The sequence below is a fragment of the Aquitalea sp. S1-19 genome, assembly GCF_024343515.1.
In genome coordinates this window covers 1-25445 of sequence record NZ_RJTZ01000043.1, presented here as the reverse complement: position 1 = coordinate 25445, position 25445 = coordinate 1, and the positions used below count along the sequence as shown (strand labels likewise).

24 protein-coding genes are annotated in these 25445 nt (G+C 60.9%); 20 read left to right on the top strand and 4 right to left on the bottom strand.

Translation table 11 applies throughout. The features are described from left to right. The first annotated feature begins 481 nt into the window (after window positions 1-481). Complete coding sequence (locus EGI20_RS08415; RefSeq protein WP_498631095.1) at window positions 482-1543, top strand: pseudouridine synthase; 1062 nt, start codon at window positions 482-484, stop codon at window positions 1541-1543. An 85-nt stretch (window positions 1544-1628) separates the two neighbouring features. Beyond that, entirely contained in the window at window positions 1629-2189 is a 561-nt protein-coding gene (gene greB, locus EGI20_RS08410) for a transcription elongation factor GreB (protein WP_124735703.1), read from the top strand. Here the strand turns inward: greB and EGI20_RS08405 are convergent. Further along, window positions 2181-2678: a MarR family winged helix-turn-helix transcriptional regulator gene (locus EGI20_RS08405; RefSeq protein WP_498631094.1), complete on the bottom strand. Its 498-nt coding sequence runs from the start codon at window positions 2676-2678 to the stop codon at window positions 2181-2183. The two genes, greB and EGI20_RS08405, sit on opposite strands and share 9 nt — an antisense overlap. A 28-nt stretch (window positions 2679-2706) precedes the next feature. Between EGI20_RS08405 and EGI20_RS08400 the strand changes: the two genes are divergently transcribed. Next, entirely contained in the window at window positions 2707-3858 is a 1152-nt protein-coding gene (locus tag EGI20_RS08400; protein ID WP_498631093.1) for an aminotransferase-like domain-containing protein, read from the top strand. Between the two features lie 132 nt (window positions 3859-3990). Here EGI20_RS08400 and EGI20_RS08395 read toward each other — a convergent pair whose 3' ends face one another. After that, on the bottom strand, window positions 3991-4533 hold the full coding sequence (locus EGI20_RS08395; protein WP_498631092.1) for an arylesterase: 543 nt from the start codon (window positions 4531-4533) through the stop codon (window positions 3991-3993). Between the two features lie 49 nt (window positions 4534-4582). On the opposite strand from EGI20_RS08395, the gene EGI20_RS08390 reads away from it, so the two are divergent. The 10 genes from EGI20_RS08390 (at window position 4583) to EGI20_RS08345 (ending at window position 14469) form a co-directional block, all read left to right on the top strand. Beyond that, window positions 4583-5278 carry an ABC transporter ATP-binding protein gene (locus tag EGI20_RS08390; protein WP_124735714.1) on the top strand — a complete coding sequence of 232 codons (696 nt, stop codon included), beginning with the start codon at window positions 4583-4585 and terminating at the stop codon, window positions 5276-5278. Then, entirely contained in the window at window positions 5275-7770 is a 2496-nt protein-coding gene (locus EGI20_RS08385) for an ABC transporter permease (protein WP_498631091.1), read from the top strand. Before EGI20_RS08390 ends, EGI20_RS08385 begins: the two co-directional genes overlap by 4 nt. Before the next feature lie 94 nt (window positions 7771-7864). Continuing rightward, window positions 7865-8398, top strand: coding sequence for a DUF2946 family protein (locus tag EGI20_RS08380; protein WP_498631090.1), 534 nt, complete (start codon window positions 7865-7867; stop codon window positions 8396-8398). Between the two features lie 53 nt (window positions 8399-8451). Then, complete coding sequence (mltG, locus tag EGI20_RS08375) at window positions 8452-9444, top strand: endolytic transglycosylase MltG (protein WP_498631089.1); 993 nt, start codon at window positions 8452-8454, stop codon at window positions 9442-9444. Continuing rightward, a complete protein-coding gene (gene tmk / locus EGI20_RS08370) occupies window positions 9444-10064 on the top strand; it encodes a dTMP kinase (RefSeq protein WP_498631088.1) in 621 nt (206 codons plus the stop codon). Before mltG ends, tmk begins: the two co-directional genes overlap by 1 nt. Continuing rightward, window positions 10064-11050: a DNA polymerase III subunit delta' gene (locus tag EGI20_RS08365; RefSeq protein WP_498631087.1), complete on the top strand. Its 987-nt coding sequence runs from the start codon at window positions 10064-10066 to the stop codon at window positions 11048-11050. Before tmk ends, EGI20_RS08365 begins: the two co-directional genes overlap by 1 nt. A gap of 1 nt (window position 11051) precedes the next feature. Beyond that, the gene (locus EGI20_RS08360) at window positions 11052-11432 is read left to right on the top strand and encodes a PilZ domain-containing protein (RefSeq protein WP_124735694.1); all 381 of its coding nucleotides are present in this window, start codon (window positions 11052-11054) and stop codon (window positions 11430-11432) included. Window positions 11433-11535: 103 nt separating this feature from the next. Then, window positions 11536-12315, top strand: a complete 780-nt coding sequence (locus EGI20_RS08355; RefSeq protein ID WP_498631086.1) for a TatD family hydrolase — start codon at window positions 11536-11538, stop codon at window positions 12313-12315. Next, complete coding sequence (locus EGI20_RS08350) at window positions 12308-13090, top strand: MBL fold metallo-hydrolase (RefSeq protein ID WP_498631085.1); 783 nt, start codon at window positions 12308-12310, stop codon at window positions 13088-13090. The genes EGI20_RS08355 and EGI20_RS08350 overlap by 8 nt, the downstream gene beginning before the upstream one ends. A gap of 134 nt (window positions 13091-13224) precedes the next feature. Then, the gene (locus tag EGI20_RS08345) at window positions 13225-14469 is read left to right on the top strand and encodes a dicarboxylate/amino acid:cation symporter (RefSeq protein ID WP_498631084.1); all 1245 of its coding nucleotides are present in this window, start codon (window positions 13225-13227) and stop codon (window positions 14467-14469) included. A 61-nt stretch (window positions 14470-14530) separates the two neighbouring features. Here EGI20_RS08345 and ppsR read toward each other — a convergent pair whose 3' ends face one another. Then, window positions 14531-15352, bottom strand: coding sequence for a posphoenolpyruvate synthetase regulatory kinase/phosphorylase PpsR (gene ppsR, locus EGI20_RS08340; protein WP_124735690.1), 822 nt, complete (start codon window positions 15350-15352; stop codon window positions 14531-14533). A 194-nt stretch (window positions 15353-15546) separates the two neighbouring features. Here ppsR and ppsA point away from each other — a divergent pair, with 194 nt between their 5' ends. Both ppsA and EGI20_RS08330 read left to right on the top strand, forming a co-directional pair. Next, window positions 15547-17934 carry a phosphoenolpyruvate synthase gene (gene ppsA / locus EGI20_RS08335; protein WP_498631083.1) on the top strand — a complete coding sequence of 796 codons (2388 nt, stop codon included), beginning with the start codon at window positions 15547-15549 and terminating at the stop codon, window positions 17932-17934. Between the two features lie 87 nt (window positions 17935-18021). Continuing rightward, on the top strand, window positions 18022-18684 hold the full coding sequence (locus EGI20_RS08330) for a response regulator transcription factor (protein ID WP_498631082.1): 663 nt from the start codon (window positions 18022-18024) through the stop codon (window positions 18682-18684). On the opposite strand, the gene EGI20_RS08325 is transcribed toward EGI20_RS08330, so the two are convergent. Next, complete coding sequence (locus EGI20_RS08325) at window positions 18651-20696, bottom strand: sensor histidine kinase (protein ID WP_498631081.1); 2046 nt, start codon at window positions 20694-20696, stop codon at window positions 18651-18653. The two genes, EGI20_RS08330 and EGI20_RS08325, sit on opposite strands and share 34 nt — an antisense overlap. Before the next feature lie 130 nt (window positions 20697-20826). Between EGI20_RS08325 and EGI20_RS08320 the strand changes: the two genes are divergently transcribed. The 5 genes from EGI20_RS08320 to EGI20_RS08300 form a co-directional block, all read left to right on the top strand. Next, window positions 20827-21948 carry an ESPR-type extended signal peptide-containing protein gene (locus tag EGI20_RS08320; protein ID WP_498631080.1) on the top strand — a complete coding sequence of 374 codons (1122 nt, stop codon included), beginning with the start codon at window positions 20827-20829 and terminating at the stop codon, window positions 21946-21948. Between the two features lie 140 nt (window positions 21949-22088). Then, window positions 22089-23426 (top strand): YadA family autotransporter adhesin, encoded by a 1338-nt coding sequence (locus tag EGI20_RS08315; protein ID WP_498631079.1) that lies wholly within the window; start codon window positions 22089-22091, stop codon window positions 23424-23426. Between the two features lie 137 nt (window positions 23427-23563). Further along, entirely contained in the window at window positions 23564-23929 is a 366-nt protein-coding gene (locus EGI20_RS08310) for a YgiW/YdeI family stress tolerance OB fold protein (protein ID WP_498631078.1), read from the top strand. 161 nt (window positions 23930-24090) lie between these two features. Next, window positions 24091-24444, top strand: coding sequence for a YgiW/YdeI family stress tolerance OB fold protein (locus tag EGI20_RS08305; protein ID WP_498631077.1), 354 nt, complete (start codon window positions 24091-24093; stop codon window positions 24442-24444). Between the two features lie 129 nt (window positions 24445-24573). Beyond that, window positions 24574-25445, top strand: an 872-nt coding sequence (locus EGI20_RS08300) for a DMT family transporter (protein ID WP_498631076.1), incomplete at its 3' end; no start/stop codon positions are given.

Sequence of the window (25445 nt, the reverse complement as noted above, 5' to 3'; positions counted from 1 at the left end):
CACCGCTCAGTCGACGGCCGACGCGGCGAAAACTGCAGCTGGTACAGCGCAGACCACAGCGCGACGGCCGACGCGGCGAAAACGTTGATGAGGCGGAAAATCTAGTTGATTAGGAAAAAGCATGTCTAAAGGACAACGCAATCAGGCGCGCCAACCGGTGTCGCAAGCCAAGGGCCGCGAAACGTCGCAGCCACGCACCGGCGGTAGCTTTATCAAGCCGCGCAATGCACAAGACAACAAGCCGGCACCATCGCGCCAGGAAGGTTACGGCCAGCGCGATCGCAATGCCGGCGATGCCAAGCCGTTCGCCCGCCGCGAAGGCGCAGACCAAGGGCGTGGCCGCAGTGAACAGCCACGCGGCAACTACGGCGACAAGAAGCCGTTCGTGCGCCGTGATGGCGATGCCCCGCGTGAAGGTGGCTACGGCCAGCGCGACCGCAGCGAACAGCCACGCGGCAACTACGGCGACAAGAAGCCGTTCGTGCGCCGCGATGGCGATGCCCCGCGCGAAGGTGGCTACGGCCAGCGCGACCGCAGTGAACAGCCACGCGGCAACTTCGGTGACAAGAAGCCGTTCGTGCGCCGTGATGGCGATGCCCCGCGTGAAGGCGGCTTCCAGGGCCGCAGCAGTGGTAACTTCGGCGACAAAAAGCCGTTTGTGCGTAGCGAGGATCCGAAAGTGCCGCGCGCCAAGAAACTGGCTTTGCGCGCGCCAACCCAGGCGATCGCCGAGAAGGCGCAGCGCCTGCGCGAGACCCGCGTAGATCTGGACAAGATCGAGCCGGTCCGCCTGCAAAAAGCGCTGGCAGCATCGGGTTCCGGTTCGCGCCGTGAAGTCGAGGAAATGATCGAAGCCGGCCTGATTCTGGTCAACAACAAGGTGGCCGTCTTGGGCGACCGCGTGGGTCCGCATGATCGCGTGACGGTGAAGGGTCATCCAGTCAAACTCAAGTGGGCCGACCGTCTGCCGCGCATCATCATGTATCACAAGCAGGAAGGTGAAATCGTTTCGCGCGACGATCCCGAAGGCCGTGTGACCGTATTCGACCGCCTGCCGCAGGCCAAGTCCAGCCGTTGGGTTGCCATCGGCCGTCTGGACGTGAATACCTCCGGCCTGTTACTTGTCACCACCAGCGGCGAGCTGGCCAACCGCATGATGCACCCAAGCTTTGAAGTCGAGCGCGAGTATTCGGTACGCGTGCTGGGCGAGCTGACGCCGGAAATCATGAAGGCGATGACGCAAGAAGTTGAGCTGGAAGATGGTACGGCGCATTTCGAGCGCGTCTATCAGCTGGGCGGGCGTGAAGAAGGCGCCAACCACTGGGTGAATGTGGTGATCAAGGAAGGCCGCAATCGCGAAGTGCGTCGCATGTTCGAACACTTCAATCTGACCGTCAGCCGCCTGATCCGTATCCGTTTCGGTACCGTCGGCTTGCCGGGCCGCCTGAAGCGCGGCCAGTTCTACGAGCTGAACGAAGCTGAAGTGGCCGGCGTGATGAAGTGGTCGGGTCTGACCTCGACTGGTTTGCAAAAGCGCCGCTAAAAAGTCATCTTGTTGATGGCAGGCTAGCCGATAACCGCCCGTGCACTTTGTGTTGCGGGCGGTTTTTTTGTAGAAAGGGCAAGGGATGAATAAAGCATTTACACGCGAAAGTGATGATGACGATCTCGAGGAAGGCTTGCCGGCCGAGAGCCGACTGCCCGCCACTGGCAAGAACTACATCACGCCGGCTGGCTGGCGCCGCCTCAAGGATGAGCTGTCGCAACTGGTGCACCGCGAGCGTCCGGAGGTGGTGCAGATTGTCAACTGGGCGGCTTCCAATGGCGACCGTTCGGAAAACGGCGATTACATCTATGGCAAGCGCCGCTTGCGCGAGATAGACCGCCGCATCCGTTTTCTGACCAAGCGTCTGGAAGTGGCCGAAGTGGTCGATCCCGAGTTGCGCGAAGCGTGTGACCAGGTGTTCTTTTCGGCCACGGTCGATATCGTGCGCGGGGATGGCAGGGCGCAAACCCTGAGCATTGTCGGTGTGGACGAGATTAATCCCGAGCGCGGCCATATCAGCTGGATTGCCCCGATTGCACGGGTTTTGCTCAAGGCGCGCGAGGGCGACGTGGTGCTGCTGCGCGGGCCGGACGGGATGGAAGAAATCGAAATCTGTGCCGTACGTTATCAGCGTCTAGATTGACGCCGCACCCTCGCGTGCAGCCAGGGCCTCGTTCAGTGCCAGCCAGTGGCTGCTGGCCTGGGGGCCCAGCTGCTTAAACGTCTGCGTCAGCAGGCGTTGTTGTTCCTGGAATAAAGCTTGCTCCAGCGCTTGGCCTGCTGGGCTGAGCTGTAAAAGTTTGACCCGGCGGTCGTGGCTGGCGCTATGGGTTTCAATGAGCCCGTCCGCGATCAGCCGGCGTAGCGGCAGGTTGATGGCCTGTTTGCTGACGCCCAGCGCCTGCAGCAGTTCGCCCACATTCAGCCCAGGCTGGTAGGCGACGAAAAACAGGATGCGGTGGTGCACCCGTGCGAGACCGCGTTTAGCCAGCATCTGGTCGGGCTTGGCGGTAAAGGCCTGATAAGCATGGAAAAAAGCGGCCATAGTCTGGCGTACTTCCGTGGCGTTGTAGTTATCAGGCATATTGACGTTGGCCAGTGGGATAGGTAAATTGGTCAAAAATATTGACATTAATATCAGAGACCATCAAGAGGCTGCCATGTTTTCCCAACGTATCGAACGCTTGTCCGGCTCGCTGATCCGCGAAATATTGGCGGCAGCACAACGCCCTGAAGTGATTTCCTTCGCCGGCGGCCTGCCGGCTTCGCAGTGCCTGCCCGAACTGGACTTTAGCGAGATGCCGCAAGCGCTGGCGCAGTATGGCACCACCGAAGGCGAGCCCGAGCTGCGGGAAGCCATCGCCCGCGAGGCGCAGAAAATGGGGATAGCGTGCGGTGCGGATCAGGTCCTGATTCTGTCCGGCTCGCAGCAGGCGCTGGATCTGGCTGCCAAACTGTTTGTTGATCCGGGCACGCCCCTGGTGACCGAAGGGCCGACTTATCTGGCGGCCTTACAGGTTTTCAATCTGTTTGGCGCCAGCGTGCATGCAGTGCCCCAGCAGCAGGGCTCGCTAGATCCAGCGGATCTCGCGCAGGCCTTGGCCGAATTCAAGCCGCGCATGACGTATCTGATTCCAAGCTTCCAGAATCCGTCCGGTGCCTGTTACGATGAGGCTACCCGTGCTGCGCTGGCTGAGGTGATTGATCAGGCCGGTGTCCCCCTGTTCGAGGATGATCCATACCGTGCACTGTCCTACGACGGGGATGCGCCTGCGCCTCTGGTTTCGCATCTGAAGAAGGCCTCGTGGATCTATGCCGGCTCTTTCTCCAAGACACTGGCACCGGGCTTGCGTGAAGGTTATCTGATTGCCACGCCCGACCTGTATCCCTACCTCGTCAAGCTCAAGCAGGCGGCCGATCTGCATACCAACCGTGTCGGCCAGTGGTTTGCTGCGCGGGCATTGAATGATGCCGCCTACCCCGCCCATATTGCCCGCTTGCGTGCGACTTACCGTGCCGGGCGCGATGTGATGCAGGCTTCGCTGGAAAAGCATTTTGCCGATCTGGCTGACTGGCAGTTGCCTAGCGGCGGTCTGTTCTTCTGGCTGACCCTGAAGCACAAGCGCGATACGCGCAGTCTGCTCAAGCTGGCGCTGGAGCATGATGTCGCCTTTATGCCGGGCGAGCCGTTTTATCCGGTGCCGGAAGAGGGTATCGGCCATCTGCGCTTGAATTTCAGCCATACTCCGGCGCATAGGATTGAAGAGGGTATTGAGCGCCTCGCCGGCTTGATTCGCAACTCGCAGCCGTAACGCCATATCAGCGGGCGGGTGTCTGTCGCACGCAGGGAAAAGCCCGTACCTATTGGTGCGGGTTTTTTCGTTTAGCGGGTGGGGCGCAGGAGAATGCAGGCCGGATCGGGGGCAGGTGGCTGGTGCAGGCTTTTACTTCAGTAATGGGCGCAGTGCTTTTTCTACCGTTGCGGCCATCAATGGTTGCGCTTGGGCGTTCGGATGGATGCCGTCGTTTTGGAACAGGGCCAGCTTGCTTTCAAAGCCGGCGACCAGTACCGGGACATACGCCGTTTTGTGTTTTTTTGCCACATTGTCGTATGCCTTACGGAACCTTGCCGTGTAGCCCGGGCCATAGTTGGGAGGGAGTGCCATGCCGACCAGCACGACTTTGGCCTTGCTGCGCTGGGCCAGCGCAGCCATTTGTGCGAGATTGGCTTCCATCTCGGACAGCGGCAGACCGCGCAGGCCGTCGTTGCCGCCCAGTTCCAGTACGACAATATCGGGCTTGTGTCGTGCCAGTGCCTGCGGCAGGCGGGCGAGGCCGCCGGCGCTGGTTTCACCCGATTGCGAGGCATTGACGACCTTGTGTTTGGGCGCCAGACGTTTTTCCAGTAGCGAAACCCAGCCCTGACCGGACGCCAAGCCATAGCCGGCGGACAGGCTGTCGCCGAATACCAGGATGGTGGCGGCCATGACTGGCGTGCACCACAACATACAACATACAACAAGCAAGCGGAACATGATGAATCCATCCGGAGAAACGACCGCCATTTTGCGTGCCAGCGCCGTGGGCAAGCAAGTGGCTTATCACGGCGAGATGCTGACTATCTTGCGCGATGTCAGTCTGGCGGTGGCGCGTGGCGAGACTATCGCCATCGTTGGCGCGTCCGGTTCGGGCAAGTCCAGTCTGCTGGCCATTCTTGCCGGGCTGGATCAGGCAAGTTATGGCGAGGTGACGCTGTTTGGCGAACCCTTGTCGAAACTGGACGAAGATGGCCGCGCTGCGCTGCGCCGTGCGCGCGTGGGTTTCGTGTTTCAGAGTTTCCAGTTGCTGCCGCAGTTAAGCGCGCTGGAAAACGTGATGCTGCCTCTCGAGCTGTGTGGCCGCAAAGACGCCGCTGCACTTGCGCGGCAAAGGCTGGAACGGGTGGGGCTGGGGCATAGGCTTAAGCATTATCCGCGCCATTTGTCCGGCGGCGAGCAGCAGCGTGTGGCGCTGGCGCGTGCCTTTGTCACCGATCCCGAGCTTCTGTTTGCCGACGAGCCCACCGGCAGCCTGGATCCGGTGGCGGGCGAGCAGGTGATCGATCTTTTGTTCCGGATGAATGCCGAACAAGGCACCAGTCTCGTGCTGGTGACGCATGACCCGGATCTGGCCGCGCGTTGTGACGCCATCTATCGCCTGCATGATGGTTGTTTGCTGGGGGCGGGGGTATGAATCTGCTGCAACGCTGGGCTTTTGCCTTGAGATTGTTGCTGCGCGAATGGCGTTCGGGCGAGCTGGGGGTGCTGCTGCTGGCGCTGGTGGTGGCGGTGGGGGCGATGACCAGCGTGTCGTTTTTTGCCGACCGTATCGAACGCGGGCTGAGCCAGCAAAGCGCGCGATTGCTGGCGGCCGATCTGGTGGTCAATGCCAATGCGCCGCTACCTGCTCCATGGCAGGACGAGGCGCGGCGTCTGGGGCTGAGTCTGGCCAGCAGTGTGTCTTTCCCTTCCATGAGCTTTGCCGGCGATGAGGCGGCGCTATCCAATCTGAAGGCGGTGAGCGCAGCCTATCCGCTACGCGGCGAAGTCAGCCTGCGCCTGATGAATGGGCGCGAGCAGAACGGGCGCTTTGCGCCGGCGCAAGGGGAAGCCTGGGTCGATGCACGCCTGTTGTCGCGTCTCAAGCTTAAATTAGGAGACCGTCTGGGTGTGGGGCGCTTGCAGTTGACCATAGCGGGCGAGATTTTGCGCGAGCCGGACGGAGCGCTGGATCTTTACAATTTTGTGCCGCGGCTGGTGTTCAATCAGGCCGATCTGGCCGCCAGTGGCCTGATTCAGGAGGGCAGCCGTGCACGCTACCGTTTGATGGTGGCGGGCGATGGCCGTCAGGTCGAGGCGTTCCGGCGCTGGGCAAAAAGCCATCTGACGCCCGGCATGCGGCTGGAAAACATAGAAGAAGCGCGGCCCGAGGTGAAAACCGCGCTGGAGCGGGCGCGGCGCTTTCTGGGTATTGCCACCATGATGACGGTAGCGCTGGCGGCGGCCGCGGTTGCGATGGCGGTGCGCCGTTATCTGGCGCGTCACTGGCAAAGCGTCGCGGTGATGCGCGCGCTGGGCATGGAGTCGGGCGAAGTGTGGCAAGTGTTTGCCTTGCTGTTCGCCATGCTGGCGCTGGCGTGCGGGGTGATCGGTGCCGGGCTGGGCTATGGCTTGCAATGGCTGCTGATCAGCGTAGCTTCGGGTCTGGGAGTCGAAACCCTGCCGCAACCGGCCTGGTGGCTGGGTTTGCTGGGGCCGCTATCGTCTCTGGTTTTGCTGTTGGGACTGGCTTTGCCGCCTATTCTTGCCCTGCGTCAGGTGTCGCCATTACGGGTGATGCGTAGTGAAACGGGGGCGCCGCGTATCGGCGCGCTGGCGCCGGTGCTGGCCTTGTCGGCTTTATTGCTGCTGGCAGCATGGCAGGTGGGTGATGCAACGCTGGGCCTGTGGTTGCTGGGTGCATTGGGCGGTTTTTTTGTCGCGGTCGCGCTGGTCAGCATGGCTTTGCTTGCGCTGGTGCGGCGTCTGGCGCGCCGCTCGGGCAAGCTTGGTTGGCGCTATGGTGTTGCCAACCTTGCACGGCGGCCGTGGTTGGCGCTGATTCAGCTGGTGGCCTTATCGGTGGGGCTGATGGCCTTGCTGCTGCTGACCGTGGTGCGCGGCGATCTGATCAATAGCTGGCAGAACAGCATTCCGCCGGATGCGCCCAATAAATTTGCCATCAATATCCAGGAGGATCAGCGCGCGGCGCTTGGCGACAGTTTCGTGCAAAGCGGCAGGGCCGCACCCGAGCTCTCGCCCATGGTGCGGGCGCGCCTGCTGGCCATCAACGGTAAGGCGGTCAATCCGGCCAAGCTGGCCGATGAGCGTGCACGGCGCCTGGCCGAGCGCGAATTCAATCTGTCCTGGCGCGACAGCCTGCCGGCCGGCAACCAGATTGTGGCTGGAAAGTGGTGGGAGGGCGCCCGCGCCGCGCCGCAGTTTTCGGTGGAAGCTGGCCTGGCCGACACGCTGGGCATACGCTTGGGCGACAGTCTGTCGTTCGATATTGCCGGCACGCCTTACCAGGCCAAGGTCACCAGCTTGCGTAAGGTGGCTTGGGATAATTTTCGCGCCAACTTTTTTGTACTGGCGCCGCCCAACTGGTTTGCCGGCGAGCGCGCAAGCTATATCACCAGTTTTCGCCTGCCGCCCGAGAGCGAAGGTTTTGTCAGCCAGTTGCTGGCACGTTTTCCCAATCTGACGGTGATAGACATCGGCGTCATCATTACCGAAGTCCGTGCGGTGGTCGAGCGCCTGTCGCGGGCGGTTGAAGTGATGTTTTTATTGTCGCTGGCCGCCGGTGTGCTGGTGTTGTGGGCGACTTTTGCCGCAACAAGGCATGAGCGGCTGGCCGATATGGCGCTGATGCGGGCGCTGGGTGCCTCGCGCCGCCAGTTGCGCGTGGTCTTGCTGTCCGAACTGGCTTTTATCGGTGCCTTGTCCGGTTTTCTTGCCGGCGCTGGCGCCATGCTGACCGGTGCCGTTATTGCCAAAGAGTTGCTGGCCTTGCCGTTTACGCCCAATCTGTGGCTGCTGCCCGGCGGCGTGCTGCTGGGCATGTTGGTGGTGTGCGGCGCGGGCTGGCCGCTGGTCGGCCGTGTCGCCAATGCGCCACCCTTGGCGGTATTGCGGGCAGAGTTGTGAGTGGGGATCAGGAACTCGGGAATGGGCACTCCCAATCCCTAATCCCCGATCCCGCCCTCGCGCGTGCGGATTTGTGAATCGACAGGGAAAAACCATGGATCAACAAGTGCTGGCCGCGATGGCCAAGTGGCCGGATGTGCCTGCTGTGTATGGCTGGCTGGCGCTGGATGCGCGCGGGCAATGGCGGCTGAAAGGCGAGCTGCTGAGCCAGCCGGCGATGACTTCATTTTTTGGGCGCAATTATCAGGCGAATGCTGCCGGGTGCTGGTTTGTGCAGAACGGCCCGCAGCGCGTGTATGTCGCGCTGGAGGCTGCGCCGCTTGTCTTGCGCCGTCACCCCGGCGCCTGGCTGGCGGCACCGACAGGCGCCAGCGCTAAGGCGAGTGCCTTGTTTGTCACACCGGATGGTGAGATGTATGCCGCTTTTACCGGGGTGCTTGCCTTGGTGGACGACAGGGATCTGGCGGGCGTACTGGCTGAATGCCTGCCCGATTGGGATGGCGAGTTGGCGACTTTGCCGGCAGAACTGGTGTGCGATGGCGTGGCTATTGCGCTGGAGCCATCTTGCGCTGCCGATTTGCTGGCCCGTTTCGGGGTATGCATGACACCGACGGCGGATGCCGGTTAAGCCGTGCGGATGGTATCATCCGCTTTTATTCAATCGTTGATTGACTTCGCTTTATGCGCATTTTGTTTGTTCGCCTTTTTGCCGCTGTGCTTGCCGCCGCTGCCTTGTGGCTGGCCTGGGTCGTCGTCGTGCCGGTGCCGCTGCCCGCCACCCCTTACAATGTGACCGTTGGTCCTAACCGTACCTTGTCGCAAGTGGCGCGGGCTCTGGAGGCCGATGGCGTAATCCGTAACCGCTGGGTGATGGTGGCCCTCTCGCGTATGACCGGCGCTGACCGTAAGGTCAAGGCCGGCCTGTACGAGTTTTCCAGCCCGGTCGCGATGTGGGAGATCCTCAAGCGTCTGGCCGAAGGCAGCCCGGATCAGCCCAGCGTGACCGTCATCGAAGGCTGGACTTTCCGCCAGTTCCGCCAGGCGCTGGCGCGCGAACCGGGGCTTGTGCAGACGTCGGCTGGCTGGAGCGAGTCGCGCATTATGGCCGAACTGGGTGCGACCAGTCAGGCGGCCGAGGGCATGTTCTTCCCCAGTACTTATTTCTATACGCCGGGTGCCTCAGATCTGGAGGTGCTGCGCCGTGCCTATCGCACCATGCAGCAAAATCTGGAGTCGGCTTGGAATGCGCGTAAAGAGGATGTGCCTTATGCCACGCCTTACGAGCTATTGACCATGGCCAGCCTGATCGAAAAAGAAACCTCGAAAGACAGCGACCGCCCCATGGTGTCTTCGGTGTTTGCCAACCGTCTGAAAATCGGCATGCGCTTGCAGACCGATCCGTCGGTGATCTATGGCATGGGCGAGCGGTATCAGGGGCGCATCGGCAAGGAAGGCCTGCGCCGAGACACGCCTTACAATACCTATACCCGCAGCGGCTTGCCGCCTACGCCGATTGCCTTGCCGGGCGCGGCCGCGCTGCATGCGGCGGCGAATCCGGTCGAGAGCCGTGCACTGTATTTCGTTGCCAAGGGCAAGGGCGAGTCGCATTTCTCCGAGACGCTGGACGAGCATAATGCCGCCGTGCGCCAATACATTCTGAAGAAAGGGTCGTGATGCGGCCACGCTTTATCACGTTGGAAGGCGTAGATGGTGCCGGCAAGAGCACCCATCTGGGCTTTATCCGCGACACCCTGTCTGCACTGGGGCTGGATGCCTGTTTTACCCGCGAGCCAGGGGGCACCGCGCTGGGCGAGCATTTGCGTGCGCTCTTGCTTGCGGTGGAGACCAAGGTTTCGCTGGAAACCGAAACCCTGCTGATGTTTGCTGCACGCAGCCAGCATCTGGACGAGGTGATACGGCCGGCGCTGGCGGCAGGGCGCTGGGTGGTGTCCGACCGTTTTACCGATGCGACCTTTGCCTATCAGGGCGGCGGGCGCGGCGTGGCAGACGCGCGTATTGCCGCACTGGAGGACTGGGTACAGCAAGGCTTGCAGCCCGATCTGACCTTGCTGTTTGATGTGCCCACCGAAATTGCAGCCCAGCGCATGTCGGCCACGCGCGAGCTGGATCGTTTCGAGCGTGAGCAGGGCGATTTTCATCGCCGCGTGCGTGCCGCCTATCTTGCTCGCGCCAAGGATAATCCGCGCTTTTATGTGTTGGACTCGACCCGCAGCATTGCCGACATTCAGACCGATATTGCCCAGCGTCTGGCGCAACTGGCGGAGCAGGCCTGATGCTGTATCCGTGGCAGCAGGCCGACTGGGCGCGTATCAGCAGCGAGTTTTCGCGCCTGCCCAATGCCTGGCTGTTTACCGGCATGGCCGGCAGCGGCAAGCTTGAATTCGCCGAACATCTGGCGCAGGCGCTGTTGTGCGACCAGCCCCAGGCCGACCATGGAGCTTGCGGCCAGTGTGAGTCGTGCCGCTGGTTTGTCAGCGGCAGCCATCCCGATTTTCGCCGTTTGTCACCCATTATCGAGGGCGAGGAAGAGGGCAAGGAAGGCAAGCCGACGCGCAAGCTGGCTCAGATCAAGATCGAGGCGGTGCGCGAGATCATCGAATTTTCGCAATTGAGCTCGCACCGTCACGGCCAGCGCGTGGTGCTGGTGGAGCCGGCCGAGACGTTGAATCCTGCGGCAGCCAATGCCTTGCTCAAGGTATTGGAGGAGCCGCCGGATGATGTGCTGTTCTTATTGGTGGCACATTCGCCACAGCGTCTGCTACCCACCATCAAGAGTCGTTGCCGCCAGTATCCGCTGGCACGTCCGTCGCATGAAATGGCGCTGGCCTGGCTGAAATCGCAGGGCATCGCGCGCGCCGAAATCGAGCTGGCACACAATGGCGGCGCGCCTTTGTTCAATCATGACCCGGCTTTGACGGCGCTGCGCGACCAGTTTGTCGCCGCGCTGGCCGCGCCCATGCTGACCGGCATGCTGGATATGGCCGAGCTGGTCGACAAGCAGAAATTGCCGCTCGCCGTGCCGCTGGACTGGCTGGCCAAGTGGCTGCATGACCTAGCCAGTTTGAGTCTGGCGCGCAGACTCCGCTATTATCCCGAGCATGAAGGCGCATTATCGTCGCTGGCGCGCCGCGCCAGGCTGCCCGAGCTGATGCGCTGTCAAAGCGCGGTGACGACACTGGTGCCTTATGGCCAGCACACGCTGAATGTCCGCCTGCAACTGGAGGCGCTGTTAATGGACTATCTCAAGGTATTTGCCTGATATGACGAGCCTGGAAACGCCTGCCGAACGTACTGATCCCGCTGCCCGCGCCGGCGTGCTGTCGTTGTCCATCCGCGAGCGCAGCGCCTTGTTTGCCGCCTATATGCCTTTTCTCAAGAATGGCGGAATGTTTATTCCATCGGCGCGGGAATATACGCTGGGGGATGAGGTCTTTCTGCTGCTGACGCTGATGGACGATACGCAAAAGACCGCATTGCAGGGCAAGGTGGTGTGGCTGACACCGGCCGGTGCCAACAATAACCGCACCCAGGGTGTCGGTGTCGAGTTTGCCGCCGGAGAAGCCGCAGATCAGGCGCGTGAGCGTATCGAAAAACTGCTGGGCGGGGTGCTTAACTCCAGCCGCAATACGCATACCATGTAATTCAGGGGATCCGGAACCCGGTATCTGGTATCCGGATTGGCTGTCGGATTTGTCCAGCTTAAACGGTGGCGGATCCCAGTTCCCGAATCCCGAAAGAAAAATCATGCTTGTCGATTCCCACTGCCACCTGAATTTTCCCGATCTGGTCGCCCGCTTGCCCGAAGTGCTGGCCAATATGCAGGCGGCGCAGGTGACGCACGCCATGGTGATCGGGGTAGCCATGCCCGAGTATCCGGCGGTATTGGCACTGGCCGAGGCACATGCCAACCTGTTTGCCACGGTGGGTGTGCATCCGGACAGCCAGGAGGCCGAGGTGCCATCCGAGGATGAGTTGGTGGCGCTTGCCGGCCACCCGCGCGTGGTGGGCATAGGCGAGACCGGGCTCGATTACCACTGGTGCAAGGGCGATCTTGGCTGGCAACACGCGCGCTTTCGCCGCCATATCCGCGCCGCGCGCCGCGCCGGCTTGCCCCTGGTGATTCACACCCGCGAGTCGGCGCAGGACACCTTGCGCATCATGCGCGAGGAGAATGCGGGCGAGGCCGGCGGGGTGATGCATTGTTTTACCGAAAGCTGGGAAGTGGCGGAAGAAGCGCTGGATCTGGGCTTTTATATTTCGCTGTCCGGCATCGTGACCTTCAAAAACGCCAGGCAGATCCATGAGGTCGCACAAAAAGTGCCGCTGGATCGCCTGCTGGTCGAGACCGACGCGCCTTATCTTGCGCCGGTGCCATATCGCGGCAAGACCAATGAGCCGGCTTTTGTGCGCCATGTCGCCGGACATATCGCGTCTTTGCGTGGCATGACGCTGGAAGAAGTGGCCGCGGCAACAACTGAAAACTATTTCCGCCTGTTTGCCAAAGCCGGTGCGCAGCGTGGCTAGGCGCGGGCGTATCACCTTATTGGGGTGTGGCTCCAGTTCGGGTACGCCGGCGCTAGGCTGCAACTGCCCGACTTGTGTTTCGGACAACCCTAAAAACCGCCGTACCCGCTGCTCGGCCTATATCAGTATCGATGAGCTGGGCCTGTTAATTGATACCGGACCGGACTTGCGCCAGCAAGCTTTGCGCGAAGGGCTGACCCGGGTCGATGCGGTACTGTATACCCACCCGCATGCCGACCATCTCAACGGTATCGATGATCTGCGCGCGTTTTGCTATGTGAAACGCGGGCCTATCGATCTGCTGGGCAATAGCTTCACCATGGACAATATCCGTGCGCGTTTCGGCTACGGCCTGATGCCGGCCTCGCCAAGCTGGGACAAGCCGGTACTGGTGCCGCATGATGTCGAGGGACCGCTGAGCTTTTCCGGACTGAAACTGACGCCTATCCCGCTTAAACACGGCCACTGGCCATGTAGCGGCTGGCGCATCGGCGATATGGCCTGGCTGACCGATGTGTCGGACATTCCCGAAGAAAGCCTGGCTTTGCTGGATGGCGTACGCCTGCTTTTTCTCGATTGTCTGCGCGACACCCCGTATTTTTCACATCTGTCGTTTGCGCAGGCGCTGGACTGGGCGGCACGCATCGGTGCACAGCGTACGGTGCTGATTCATATGACGCACGAGCTGGAGTTTACCGCTTTGTCGGCGCGTTGCCCGGCGGGGGTCGAGGTCGGCTTTGATGGTTTGCAGCTGGATTTCAATGTGAATCTTTAGCTTAAATGAATTTATAAATTCAAAATGAAATGATGAATAATTAATATTAGCCAGTATCTACTTGCCTTATTGACGACAAACTAGCCTGCCTTATAGATTGCCCTATTCAAGTGATAAAGAATAAGGAGAGGCGTATGGCTTTGCGGTCCCCTTTGCCGATGTGGGCAAAAATTCTGATCGGCCTTGTTGCCGGCGTGGCGACGGGTTTTCTCGCCGGAGACTGGGCTCACTATCTTAAGCCGGTTGGCGACCTCTTTATCACCCTGATCCGCATGGTGGTGTTGCCGGTGATTTTTGTGTCGCTGGTGTGCGGCGTGACCGCGATGCACGACCTGAAGAAAATGGGACGTGTGGCAGGCAAGACCATGCTGCTGTACATGCTGACCATGATGGCGGCCGGTGCGCTGTCGATGACGATTGCCGGTTATCTGGGCATCGGTTCCGGACTAGGCTATGTCGTGCCCGAAGTGGCCAAGGTGGCCGAGGTGCCGTCCTTTGTCGACACCATCATGTCCATCGTGCCGGATAACCCGTTCAAGGCGTTTGCCGATGGTGCCATCCTGCCGGTGATCGTGTTCGCAATCTTCTTCGGCCTGTCCATTAATCTGGCTGGCAAAGAAGGCAAAGTAGTGGCGGATTTCTTCCGTTCGCTCAACCATGTGGTTTTCCAGCTGGTGAATATCGCGCTGGCGTTCGCACCGTATGGCGTGTTCGCGCTGATGGCCTATGTGACGGCCGACAACGGCTTTGCCATCCTGTCTGGCCTGGCCGCGCTGGTGGGTACTATCTATCTGTCCTGCTTCATCATTCTGACCGTGGTTTATGGCGTGCTGCTGCTGGTGTTCGGCCTCAATCCGTGGCACTTCATCCGCAAGATGCTGCCGGTGCAGCTGTTTGCCTTTTCCACTACCAGCTCCAACGCGACGCTGCCGCTCAACCTCAAGGCGGCGGAAACCCAGCTGGGCGTGCATAACAGCATTGCCTCCTTCGTACTGCCGCTGGGCGCGACGGTGAACATGAACGGTCTGGCGACTTACCTGGGGGCTGTGGCGATATTTGCCGCTAACGCCTACGGTATCGAGCTGTCCATGATGCAGAAAATCACCGTGGTGCTGACCACCACGCTGGCTGCCATCGGTGCTGCCGGTGTGCCGGGTACGGGTCTGGTGGTGATGAGCCTGGTGCTGTCGTCGGTGGGTTTGCCGCTGGAAGTGATTGCTGCGATTGCGGCGGTTGACCGTATCATCGATATGATCAATACCCCGACCAATGTATCCGGTGACACGTTGGCGGCGGTGCTGGTCGCCAAGAGCGAAGGCGAGCTGGAGCTGGATGTGTACAACGGCGATGTTGAGCTGGCCGAGGCTGAAGTCGTCTGAATGGTGTTTTGAAACAATAAAAAGGGATGCCGAGGCATCCCTTTTTTATGGCTAAGCCTGCTTAAAAGCGGCGGCTCAGGCCGGCCTTGTGCAGGATGGTGGTGGAGATTTCCTCGATCGACTTGTGGGTGGTGCTGATAAAGGGGATGGCATGCTGGCGGAACATGGACTCGGCCTCGTTCACCTCGGAGCGGCAGTTTTCCATGCTGGCGTAAGTTGAATCACGGCGGCGCTCGCTGCGGATATTATGCAGGCGCAACGGATCGATGGTCAGGCCGAAAATCTTGTTGCGGTAAGGCAGCAGGCTCTTGGGCAGGGTGGGACAGCCCAAATCTTCCGGTGTAAGCGGATAGTTGGCGGCCTTGATGCCGTATTGCAGCGCCAGATACAGGCAGGTTGGCGTCTTGCCCGAGCGCGATACGCCGACCAGAATCACGTCAGCTTCTTCCAGATCTTTCAGTTTGATCCCGTCATCGTGGTTAAGCGAGAAGTTGACGGCCTCAATGCGGTGATCGTAACGCTCTTCGTTAATCAGGCCATGTGCCTTGCCTATGGTTTGCGCCGCCTTTTGCCCCAGTTCGTTTTCGATCTGGCCGATAAAACTCTCGAAAAAGTCGATGGATAGCGCGCAATCGAGCTTGAGGTGGGCGCGGACTTCCGGATTGATGATGCTGGTAAACAGCAAAGGACGGTGATGGTCGCTGGCAGCTCGGGTGCAGATTTTCTGTGCGACTTCGGCGGCTTTTTCAACCGTATCGATGTAGGGAATGGTTTCGCGCTTGAATTCCTGCATATCAAACTGGGTCAGCAAGGTGGAACCCATGGCTTCGGCGGTGATGCCGGTGCGGTCGGAAACAAAAAAGGCGGAGCGGCGGTGTGGCATGCGGGTACCTGTCGGAGTCGGGTCAGCCAGTCGGCAATGGAGCCATTATATCGCGCCTGACCGCTTCGCCCTACCTGATGTCATGGTTGCGGCGCAAACTTATGATGCAGTGCAAAACGTTAGCCAGATTAGCTGTTATTCGTATAGAATTCTGCGCTTGATATCATCCCAATCCACTACAGGAAGAAGAAGTGATGGCTGAGAGCTACGTGATCTGGTTCGAGAAGCTGCGCATGACTGACGTTGAACAGGTAGGCGGCAAGAACGCCTCTCTGGGTGAAATGATCAGCCAGCTGGCCGGTTCCGGTGTACGAGTCCCCGGTGGTTTTGCCACTACGGCTGACGCATACCGCGTCTTTCTCAATCACAATGGTCTGGCTGACCGCATTAATGCCAAGCTGAACCAGCTGGATATCGATGATGTCAGCGAACTGGCACGCGTGGGCAAGGAGATCCGTCAGTGGATCATCGACACCCCGTTCCCAGAGAAGCTGGATGCCGATATCAAGGAAGCCTGGGACCAGATGGTCGCCGACGCCGGTGGTGCCGATATTTCGGTTGCCGTGCGCTCCTCCGCCACCGCCGAAGACTTGCCGGACGCCTCGTTCGCCGGCCAGCAAGAAACCTTCCTGAATATCCGTGGCCTTGAAAACGTCAAGGACGCGATGAAGCATGTATTTGCTTCGCTGTATAACGACCGCGCCATTTCCTACCGCGTACACAAGGGCTTTGCTCATGACGTGGTGGCTTTGTCTGCCGGTGTACAGCGCATGGTGCGCTCCGACCTGGGCGCTGCCGGTGTGATGTTCACCATCGACACCGAGTCCGGTTTTGACCAAGTGGTCTTCATCACGTCGTCTTATGGTCTGGGCGAAACCGTGGTGCAAGGGGCGGTTAACCCCGACGAATTCTATGTCCACAAGCCAACGCTGGCGGCAGGTCGTCCTGCCATCCTGCGCAAGACCATGGGCTCCAAGCTCTTGAAGATGGAATTCACCGACGCCTCGCAAGCCGGCCGTTCGGTACGCACCATCGATGTGTCTGCCGATGAGCAGAAGCAGTTCTCCATTACCGATGCCGAAGTGGCCGAACTGGCCCACTACGCCCAGATCATCGAAAAGCACTACCAGCGTCCTATGGACATCGAGTGGGGCCGTGACGGGGTGGATGGCAAGCTCTACATCCTGCAAGCTCGTCCAGAGACCGTGAAGTCGCAGGAAAACCGTGTCGATACCCTGCGTCGCTACCGCCTGAACAGCAAGGCTGCCGTTCTGGTCGAAGGCCGTGCTATCGGCCAGAAAATCGGTCAGGGCGTGGTACGTCTGGTGCGTGATGTGTCCGAAATGGACAGCGTCAAGCCGGGCGATGTGCTGGTGACCGACATGACCGACCCGGATTGGGAGCCGGTGATGAAGCGTGCCGCTGCCATCGTGACCAACCGTGGTGGCCGTACCTGCCACGCCGCGATTATCGCGCGCGAACTGGGCATCCCGGCCGTAGTGGGCTGTGGCGACGCGACCCGCGTGCTGCGTGACGGCATGGAAGTGACCGTTTCCTGCGCCGAAGGCGATGCCGGCCTGATCTATGATGGCCTGCTCGACATCGAAATCATCGATCTCAAGCTCGACTCGATGCCGAAGAGCCCGGTCAAGATCATGATGAACGTCGGTAATCCGGAACTGGCCTTCGACTTTGCCCAGCTGCCGAATGAAGGCGTGGGCCTGGCGCGCATGGAATTCGTGATCAACCGCCAGATCGGCATTCACCCGAAAGCCCTGCTCGAGTTTGACCGCCAGTCGGCCGAACTGCAGGCGGTGATCCGCGAGCGTATCGCCGGTTACGCTAGCCCCGTTGACTTCTATGTCGACAAGCTGGCCGAAGGTATTGCCACGCTGGCCGCTGCCTTCTCGCCGAAAAAGGTGATTGTGCGTATGTCCGACTTTAAGTCGAACGAGTACGCCAACCTGATCGGCGGCAGCCTGTACGAGCCGCACGAAGAAAACCCGATGATTGGTTTCCGTGGCGCCGCGCGTTATATCGCACCAGCCTTCCGTGACTGCTTTGAGCTCGAGTGCCGCGCGATGAAGAAGGTGCGCGACGACATGGGCCTGACCAATGTCGAAGTGATGATTCCGTTTGTCCGCACCCTGAGCGAAGCGCGTCAGGTCGTGGAAATTCTGGAAAGCTTCGGCCTTAAGCGTGGCGAAAACGGTCTGCGCCTGATCATGATGTGCGAGCTGCCATCCAATGCCGTACTGGCCGAGCAGTTCCTCGAGTACTTCGACGGCTTCTCCATCGGCTCCAACGACATGACCCAGCTGACGCTGGGCGTGGATCGCGACTCCGGCGGCCCGATCGCGACGACCTTCGACGAGCGCAACGAAGCCGTACTCGCCATGCTGTCGATGGCGATCAAGGCGTGCCGCAAGCTGGATAAATACATCGGTATTTGTGGCCAGGGCCCATCCGATCATCCGGACTTCGCCAAGTGGCTGGTCGAGCAGGGTATCGAGACCATCTCGCTCAACCCGGACACCGTAGTCGAGACCTGGATCTATCTGGCCAAGGAACTGAACGCGTAAGCGTTGGCATCCGGCAAAAAACCGCCCCGCCTCACGGCCCGGGCGGTTTTTATATGCAGACGGGGGCAATGAACTATGGATAGGCATATGAAGTGCGTGCTGTTACTGGAGGACGAGGCCGAGCTACGCGAGGAGCTGGCCGATTTTTTGCAAGGTCGTGGCTGGACGGTACTGGAGGCCGGTTCGGTGCAGGAAAGCCTGCCTTTGCTGGGCAAGATAGACATCGCCATCTGCGACGTGATGCTGCCGGATGGCAGCGGCTTTGAGGTGGCCAGCCGTTTGCGCCGCGAACACCCCGGCTGTGGCATCGTGATGCTGACCGCGCTGGGCAGCACCCAGGATCTGATCCATGGTTTGGGGGAGGGGGCCGACCATTATCTGGTCAAGCCGGTCAACCTGCTACAGCTGGATGCCATCTTGCATGCGCTGGCACGTCGTCTGTTGCCATGTTCGTGGCAGTTGAACCGTGCGCAGCGACAGCTGTACGCGCCCGACGGCAGTGCGCTGGAGTTGTCGGCGGCCGAGCTGCAATTGCTGAGCCTGCTGGTTACGCGTCAGGGTGAGGCTGCCAGCCGGCGTGATATCGTCGAAGCCTTCGGCTACGACTGGCTGGACTACGACCAGCGCCGTCTCGATACCTTGATCAGCCGCCTGCGCCAGCGTTGCAAGCAAGAATGCGGCAGCGAGCTGCCGCTCAAGACCGTACACCGCGAGGGTTATGCGCTGACGGCGTGTGTGATGCTGGCCTGAGCCGGTATCTGTGCCGGCAGGCGCAGCGTGGCGCGGCAGCCGCCTGCCGGCAGATTGTCCAGCGTCAGCGTGCCGCCTTGCCAGGCCAGCATCTGCCGCGCCAGCGGCAGCCCCTGACCGGTTCCTGCCTGAGCGTGGCTGCTGCGGCCGCGGTAGCCATGTTCGAACACCTGCGCCAGCTCGTCCGGGTCTATGCCCGGCCCGTTGTCGCTGATCTCCAGTACCAGCTCATTCCCTTCTTGCCGGCCGCCCAGCACGATGCGGCAGCCGGCGGGTGTGTACTTGACCGCATTGTCCGCCAGCGTGCGCAGCACCAGCATGGTCAGCTGCTGATCGCAGTACCACTGTGCCGGCAAGCCCTTGCAGTCGACCCGGATGGAGTGCTCATCCGACACCGCTTGCGCGGCACGCGCCGCGTCTTCCAGTAGTGCTTTGGGGTTGCAGGCTTGTGCGGCGGCACGGTGGCGCAGCAGCTCGAAGCGCTTTTCATGCAGGCTGTCCTGCAGCAATAGCGTCAGCCGCCGGCTGGCGTTGAGGATCTTCTCGTAGCGACGGCGCGTGCGCATGTCGGACGTGCTGTCCTGCGACCCGGACAGCATCAGGTTCTGCGCTGCGCTGTCGATCACCGCCAGCGGGGTGCGCAATTCGTGCGACACCGTCGCCAGGAATTGCTGCTGTTGCTGCTGCGCATGCCGCTCCAGCAGTAGCGCTGCCTCCACTTGTTCCATCGCCTCCCTGAGTTCGGCCGTGCGCGCCGCGACTTCCTGTTCCAGCCGGCTTTCCGCCTCGCGCGCCACCCTGAGCGCTTCGGCCTGCGCTGCTTCCTTCTCGGCGCGCAGGTCGGTGTAGCGTAAGGTGATGGCTGAATTCATGATCAGGAAAAACGCCATCATCCCCAGATAGTGCGCGTTGTCACTGAGCAAGCCGGGTTCAAGCAGCCCGACATTGCGTGCCAGCCGCATCCCGATGCCGCCAATAAACAGCAGTTGTACCAAGAGCAGTGCCCCCGCCGCGCGGTTGCCTTGCACCCGTTGCCACAGCGACACCAGCAGCGACAGCAGGTTGGCGCATAGCGCCCATAGCAGGTAGGCCGGGCGCAAGGCGCTGACGTTGGTCCAGATCAGCCACGGTGCAGCAAATAGTGCGATGGCCGCGGCCAGCCAGGTCGCGCCCAGTGCCGCGCGGCGCCAGCGCCCGGCATACAGCCCGAGATACTGGCAGGCGAACACCACCCCCAGCGGCGTTGATGCAAACCAGCTGACCACATAAAGCGCGTCAGTCAGCCGTGGCCGGTCCGGCAGCAGATATTGGTAGGCATGGCCCTCGGCGCATAGCGTGCTGATCAGGTTGGCGAACACGCACAGCGCGAACAGGGCGAAGGACAGGCTGCGCGTACGCAGCCAGAACCAGGTACTGCTCACCAGTAGCACCAGATGGATGGCGTAGAACACGCCGAACAACAGCTGCTCGCGGCCGGCCGCCGACACTAGGCTTGCTGGCGTGTGCAGCGCCCACGGGAAACTGAGCGTGCTGGTGCTGGCGAGCCGCAGATAAACAGTGGCTGGCTGGCCGCCTTGCCACTGTACGCGGAACACCGGTTGGCGGTAATCGAGGGTGTGCGCGGCGAGCGGAACCCGGTCGCCCGCGCGCTGCACCTGCCAGCGTCCGTCGGCCCCCTGCTGGTAGAACGCCACGTCGTCGAGCAGGGGCGAGCGCAGCTCCAGCCAGCCATAGTGCTCGCCGCGCAAGGCGGGTAGCTGCAGCCGCAGCCAGGTGGCACCGGCGCGGTAGCCGAGCGATGGCTGGCCGCTGGCGGGGCGAAAGTGCTGTGCGGTCACGCTGTCTATCGTCTGCGTGCCGTGCGGGTCGGCCAGTTGCGCCCAGCGGATGGGCGCCGGCGCCGTGTCGGCCTGCACCGGCAGCCAGGGGGCAAACAGAAACAGCACCAGCAGGCACACATGGTGCAAGCCGTGGCGGCGCAAGAGGGCGGGCAGCAAGAAAAAGGGCTTCATGTAAGGTTTGGTAAGATTTGCGCAGGTTTTTATCGATAAGATGGCGGTATTGTATGGTCATATATTGTATGTAGTATATGACCACGCTGCGAGCCGGCTGTAGCCGGCCTTTATCCCAAGGAAAACCCGCATGAACAAGACTCACCGCATTGTCTGGTCGGCTGCCCGCCAGGCCTATATCGTCGCCCACGAACACGCCGCTGCCTGCGGCAAGCCCAGCAGCGCCAAGCAGGTGGTCGTCGCGCTGGGCCTGCTGGCCGCCACTACCTTCTCTAGTCCATTGCTGGCGGCCGGTTACGCGGCGGGGGTTGGTGCGAGTGCCAGCGGGACCCAATCGACTGCCGTGGGTGATGCTGCGAAAGCCCAAGGGAGCGCTTCGATTGCCGTGGGTAATGATGCGCAAGCCACACAGGTAAGTTCGACCGCGGTGGGCACGTTTGCGAGTGCCACCGGGGGCTATTCGACTGCCTTGGGGGTGAATGCAAAAGCCACTGCGTTATCTTCGACTGCCTTGGGGATGAATGCACTAGCCTCAGTGCAAAATTCGACCGCTGTGGGCGAGTCGGCGCAAGCCACCGGGCAAAATTCGACTGCCTTGGGGATGGGTGCAAGAGCCAGCATGGCAGAATCGACCGCGGTGGGGAGGAGTTCGTGGGCTCTAGCAGAACAATCGACTGCCTTGGGGGTGGGCGCGTACGTGGAATCGACCGGAAAAAATTCTGTTGCGATCGGTGTGTACTCTAGTACCAATCAGGCGAATGTCGTCTCATTCGGAAATGCTACGCAAAAACGCCGCCTGATCAATGTGGATGATGGCAAGGACATTAACGACGCGGTCAATATGAAGCAGCTCAAGGCATTGCAGAATCAGGTTGATGGTTTGGCTGGTGCTGCCTCTTCTGCTGATCTGGCGGCGCTGAAGGATCGGGTCACCAAGGTGGAAACCGCTGCTACCGAAGCGAAGACCGCCGCCAACACCGCGCAGACCACAGCCAACAACGCAGTCACCGCAGCAGGCACCGCGCAGTCGACAGCCAACGACGCCAAAACCGCAGCCGGCACCGCTCAGTCGACGGCCGACGCGGCGAAAACTGCAGCTGGTACAGCGCAGACCACAGCCAACAACGCAGTCTCCGCAGCAGGCACCGCGCAGTCGACAGCCAACGACGCCAAAACCGCAGCCGAGGCGAAAACTGCAGCCAGCGCTGCGCAGTTGACGGCCGACGCACGGCCAACAACGCGGCCACGGTAGCCGGCACCGCGCAGTCGACAGCCAACGACGCCAAAACCGCCGCCAACACCGCACAGACGACGGCTACCGAAGCGAAGACGGCTGCTACAGAGGCGAAAACTGCGGCTAGCGCCGCACAGTCGACAGCTACCGAAGCGAAAATGGCAGCCACCGAGGCGAAAACTGCAGCCAGCGCTGCGCAGTTGACGGCCGACGCGGCGAAAACTGCAGCTGGTACAGCGCAGACCACAGCCAACAACGCAGTCTCCGCAGCAGGCACCGCGCAGTCGACAGCCAACGACGCCAAAACCGCAGCCGGCACAGCTCAGTCGACGGCAGCCACCGAGGCGAAAACTGCAGCCAGCGCTGCAGCCAGCGCTGCGCAGTTGACGGCCGACGCGGCCAAAGACGCGGCCAGCGCCGCGCAGACGACGGCGACCGAAGCCAAGACCGTTGCTACCGAGGCGAAAACTGCGGCCAGCGCCGCGCAGACGACGGCGACCGAAGCCAAGACCGTTGCCACCGAGGCGAAAACTGCGGCCAATACCGCGCAGTCGACGGCCAACAACGCGGTCACCGTAGCAGGTGCTGCGCAGACGACTGCTACCGAAGCCAAGACCGCTGCCACCGAGGCGAAAACTGCGGCCAGCGCCGCGCAGACGACGGCGACCGAAGCCAAGACCGTTGCTACCGAGGCGAAAACTGCGGCCAGCGCCGCGCAGACGACGGCCGATCGTGCTGAAACCAAGGCGGATCGTGCCGAAACCAAGGCAGATAAGGCGCTGGGTATGCTGGAGGATGGCACCTTGCGCGCGGGTGGTGCCCAGAGTTCGGGTGATAAAAACTCGATTGCCATCGGTGCCGACGCGAAAGCGGATAAGGCCAACAGTATTGCTATCGGCGCGGGTTCTTATGCCAAGTCGTCCGTGGCGATCGGTGTGAACAGTGCTGCGTCTGGCACCAACAGCACCGCGATCGGGGATGAAGCCAAGGCGCGCGGCGAATTCGCGGTGGCGCTGGGCAATAATGCCGAAGTGAAGGCTAATGCCAAAAATGCGGTCGCGCTGGGTAATGGTTCGGTGGCCACCGAATCCGATACCGTGAGCGTGGGCGCGGCGGGGGCGGAGCGTCGTATCGTGAATGTGGCGGATGCAACCAGTAAGACCGATGCGGTCAACCTGGGGCAATTGCAGCAGTTTACCCGCGAGCTGGGCAGCCAGTTTGACCAGCGCATGGACAATCTGGAAGACACGATCAAGAGTAGCCAGCGCGAGTACCGCGCCGGCATCTCGCTGGCCGGTGCCAATGCGGCGGCGGTGACCAATGCGATGCAGGTACAGGGCATCGGGGTAGGCCTGTCCAGCTTTGCCGGGCATGGCGCGCTGGCGTTGGCCTTGGGGCGCAGGCTGGAGAGCGGCAATTCGCTTAGTCTGAGTGTGGGCGTGAGCGGCAGCAAAACGCAGGTGTCGGGCGGCTTTGGCGTGCCACTGAAATGGTAAAGTAGTTTTTACCGGATGCTTAGGTTCGAAAGCGAGGGGAGATCCCTCGCTTTTTTGTTTTTACCTGCTTAAGTATTCCTTAATCTCTAAATGATTAAATGCCGTCTATCGAAACCGGATGCACAAGGAACACTGCCATGAAAAAACTCGCCATCTCCGCCCTGATCGCCACCGTTCTGCCACTGGCAGCCTATGCAGGCGATGCCCAGAACAGCTATACCGGCCCGGGTGCCGTGCCGGGCGTGACGACAATTACCGCCGCACAAAAAGCGGCCGACGATACCCGCTTCGTGCTGGAAGGGCAGATCGTCAAGCAGCTCACGCATGAGACTTACCAGTTCCGCGATGCCAGCGGCGAGGGCGTGGTCGAGATTGATGGTAAGCATCTGCCGACGGTCAAATTTGACGACAAGACCCGCGTGCGTCTGTCCGGCAAGGTCGACAAGGACTGGTATCAAACCACGCCGGAAATCGATGTGAAAATGGTCGAAATCCTGAACTGAACCTGACCGGTTGCACCGCTGTATGGATAGGCCAGAGCCGCTGGGCGGCAGACTGAAACCCCTCTGCTATAACATTTAGCATGTGGTAAATAATTTTTTATGAATTTGGCTTGTTTGTATCTTTGAGTGGGTATTGCCAGCAAGCCGATCTGGAGATGATGATGAAACGTTTTGCTTTGACTGCGATGATGGTCGTCCTGCCTTTTGCCGCACATGCCGAATATACCGGCTCGGGCGCTGTCGTGGCCGCACCTGCCGCGGTGGTGACGGCGACTGCCGCCGCCAAGATGGCGGATCACGCAGCGGTGACGCTGGAAGGCAAGGTGGTCAATAAACTGAGCAAGGATAAGTACACCTTCCGTGATGCCAGCGGCGAGATCCGGGTCGAGATCGACCATCAATATCTGCCGGCAGAAAATTTCGACGCGGCAACCCGCGTGCGCCTGAGCGGCAAGGTGGACAAGGAAATCAGCGGGGTGGAAGTCGATGTGAAGTCGGTGCAGATCCTGCGTTAAGCACGTTTGCTGTTGCATGATGAAAAACGAGCCTCAGGCTCGTTTTTTTTATGGGGCGTGGTGTTAGCTTGTTTAAATATGCATTAAGGGTAGATAATGCTGTTTAAAATTTTGTGAAGCCTGCCTGCCATGCTGCCCTATCTTGCCCTGACACTGGCCATGCTGTTATGGGCCAGTTCCTTTATTGCCCTCAAGTATGTCTTTGCCGTGTTCGACCCGGTATTCGTGCTTTTTGCGCGCATGGTGATCGCGTCGCTATGCGTGCTGCCGCTGATCTTGCGTGCCGGCAAGCGCTGGCGCTATCAGGCGGGTGACTGGAAATGGCTGCTGGGGCTGGGACTGGCCGAGCCTTGTCTGTACTTTTTATTCGAAGCTAAGGCTTTGATGCTGACCAGTGCCTCGCAGGCAGCGGTGATCACCGCCACGCTGCCGATTCTGGTGACGGCCGGTGCCATGCTGTTTCTGGCCGAGCGCCATGGCCGTCAGGTGTGGGCCGGCATGGTGGTGTCGTTTGCCGGCGTGGTGTGGCTGACGGTGGGCGCCAGCAGCAGTGCCGACGCGCCCAATCCCTTGCTTGGTAATGCGCTGGAGTTTCTGGCCATGGTGTGTGGTGCCGGCTATATGCTGATCGCCAAGAAGCTGTCACCGCGCTATTCGGCGCTGCTGCTGACCGGGGTGCAGGCGCTGATGGGCTCGCTATGGTTCGGCATCGGCATGCTGACGCCGTGGGGGCAGTGGCCGGATACGCTGCCGCTCTGGCCTAGTGTATGGGTGGTGTATCTGGGGGCCTGCATCACGCTGGGCGGCTATGGTCTGTATACCTGGGCGGTGAGCAAGGTCGATGTGGCGCGCGCGGCTTCCTTTATCAACCTGATTCCGGTGTTTTCGGTGGCGCTGGCCTGGCTGATTCTGGGCGAAATGCTGAACCTGTCACAGTGGCTGGCATGTGCGCTGGTGTTCGGTGGGGTGCTGGTCAGCCAGAAAAAGCCGCAGGCGGCAAT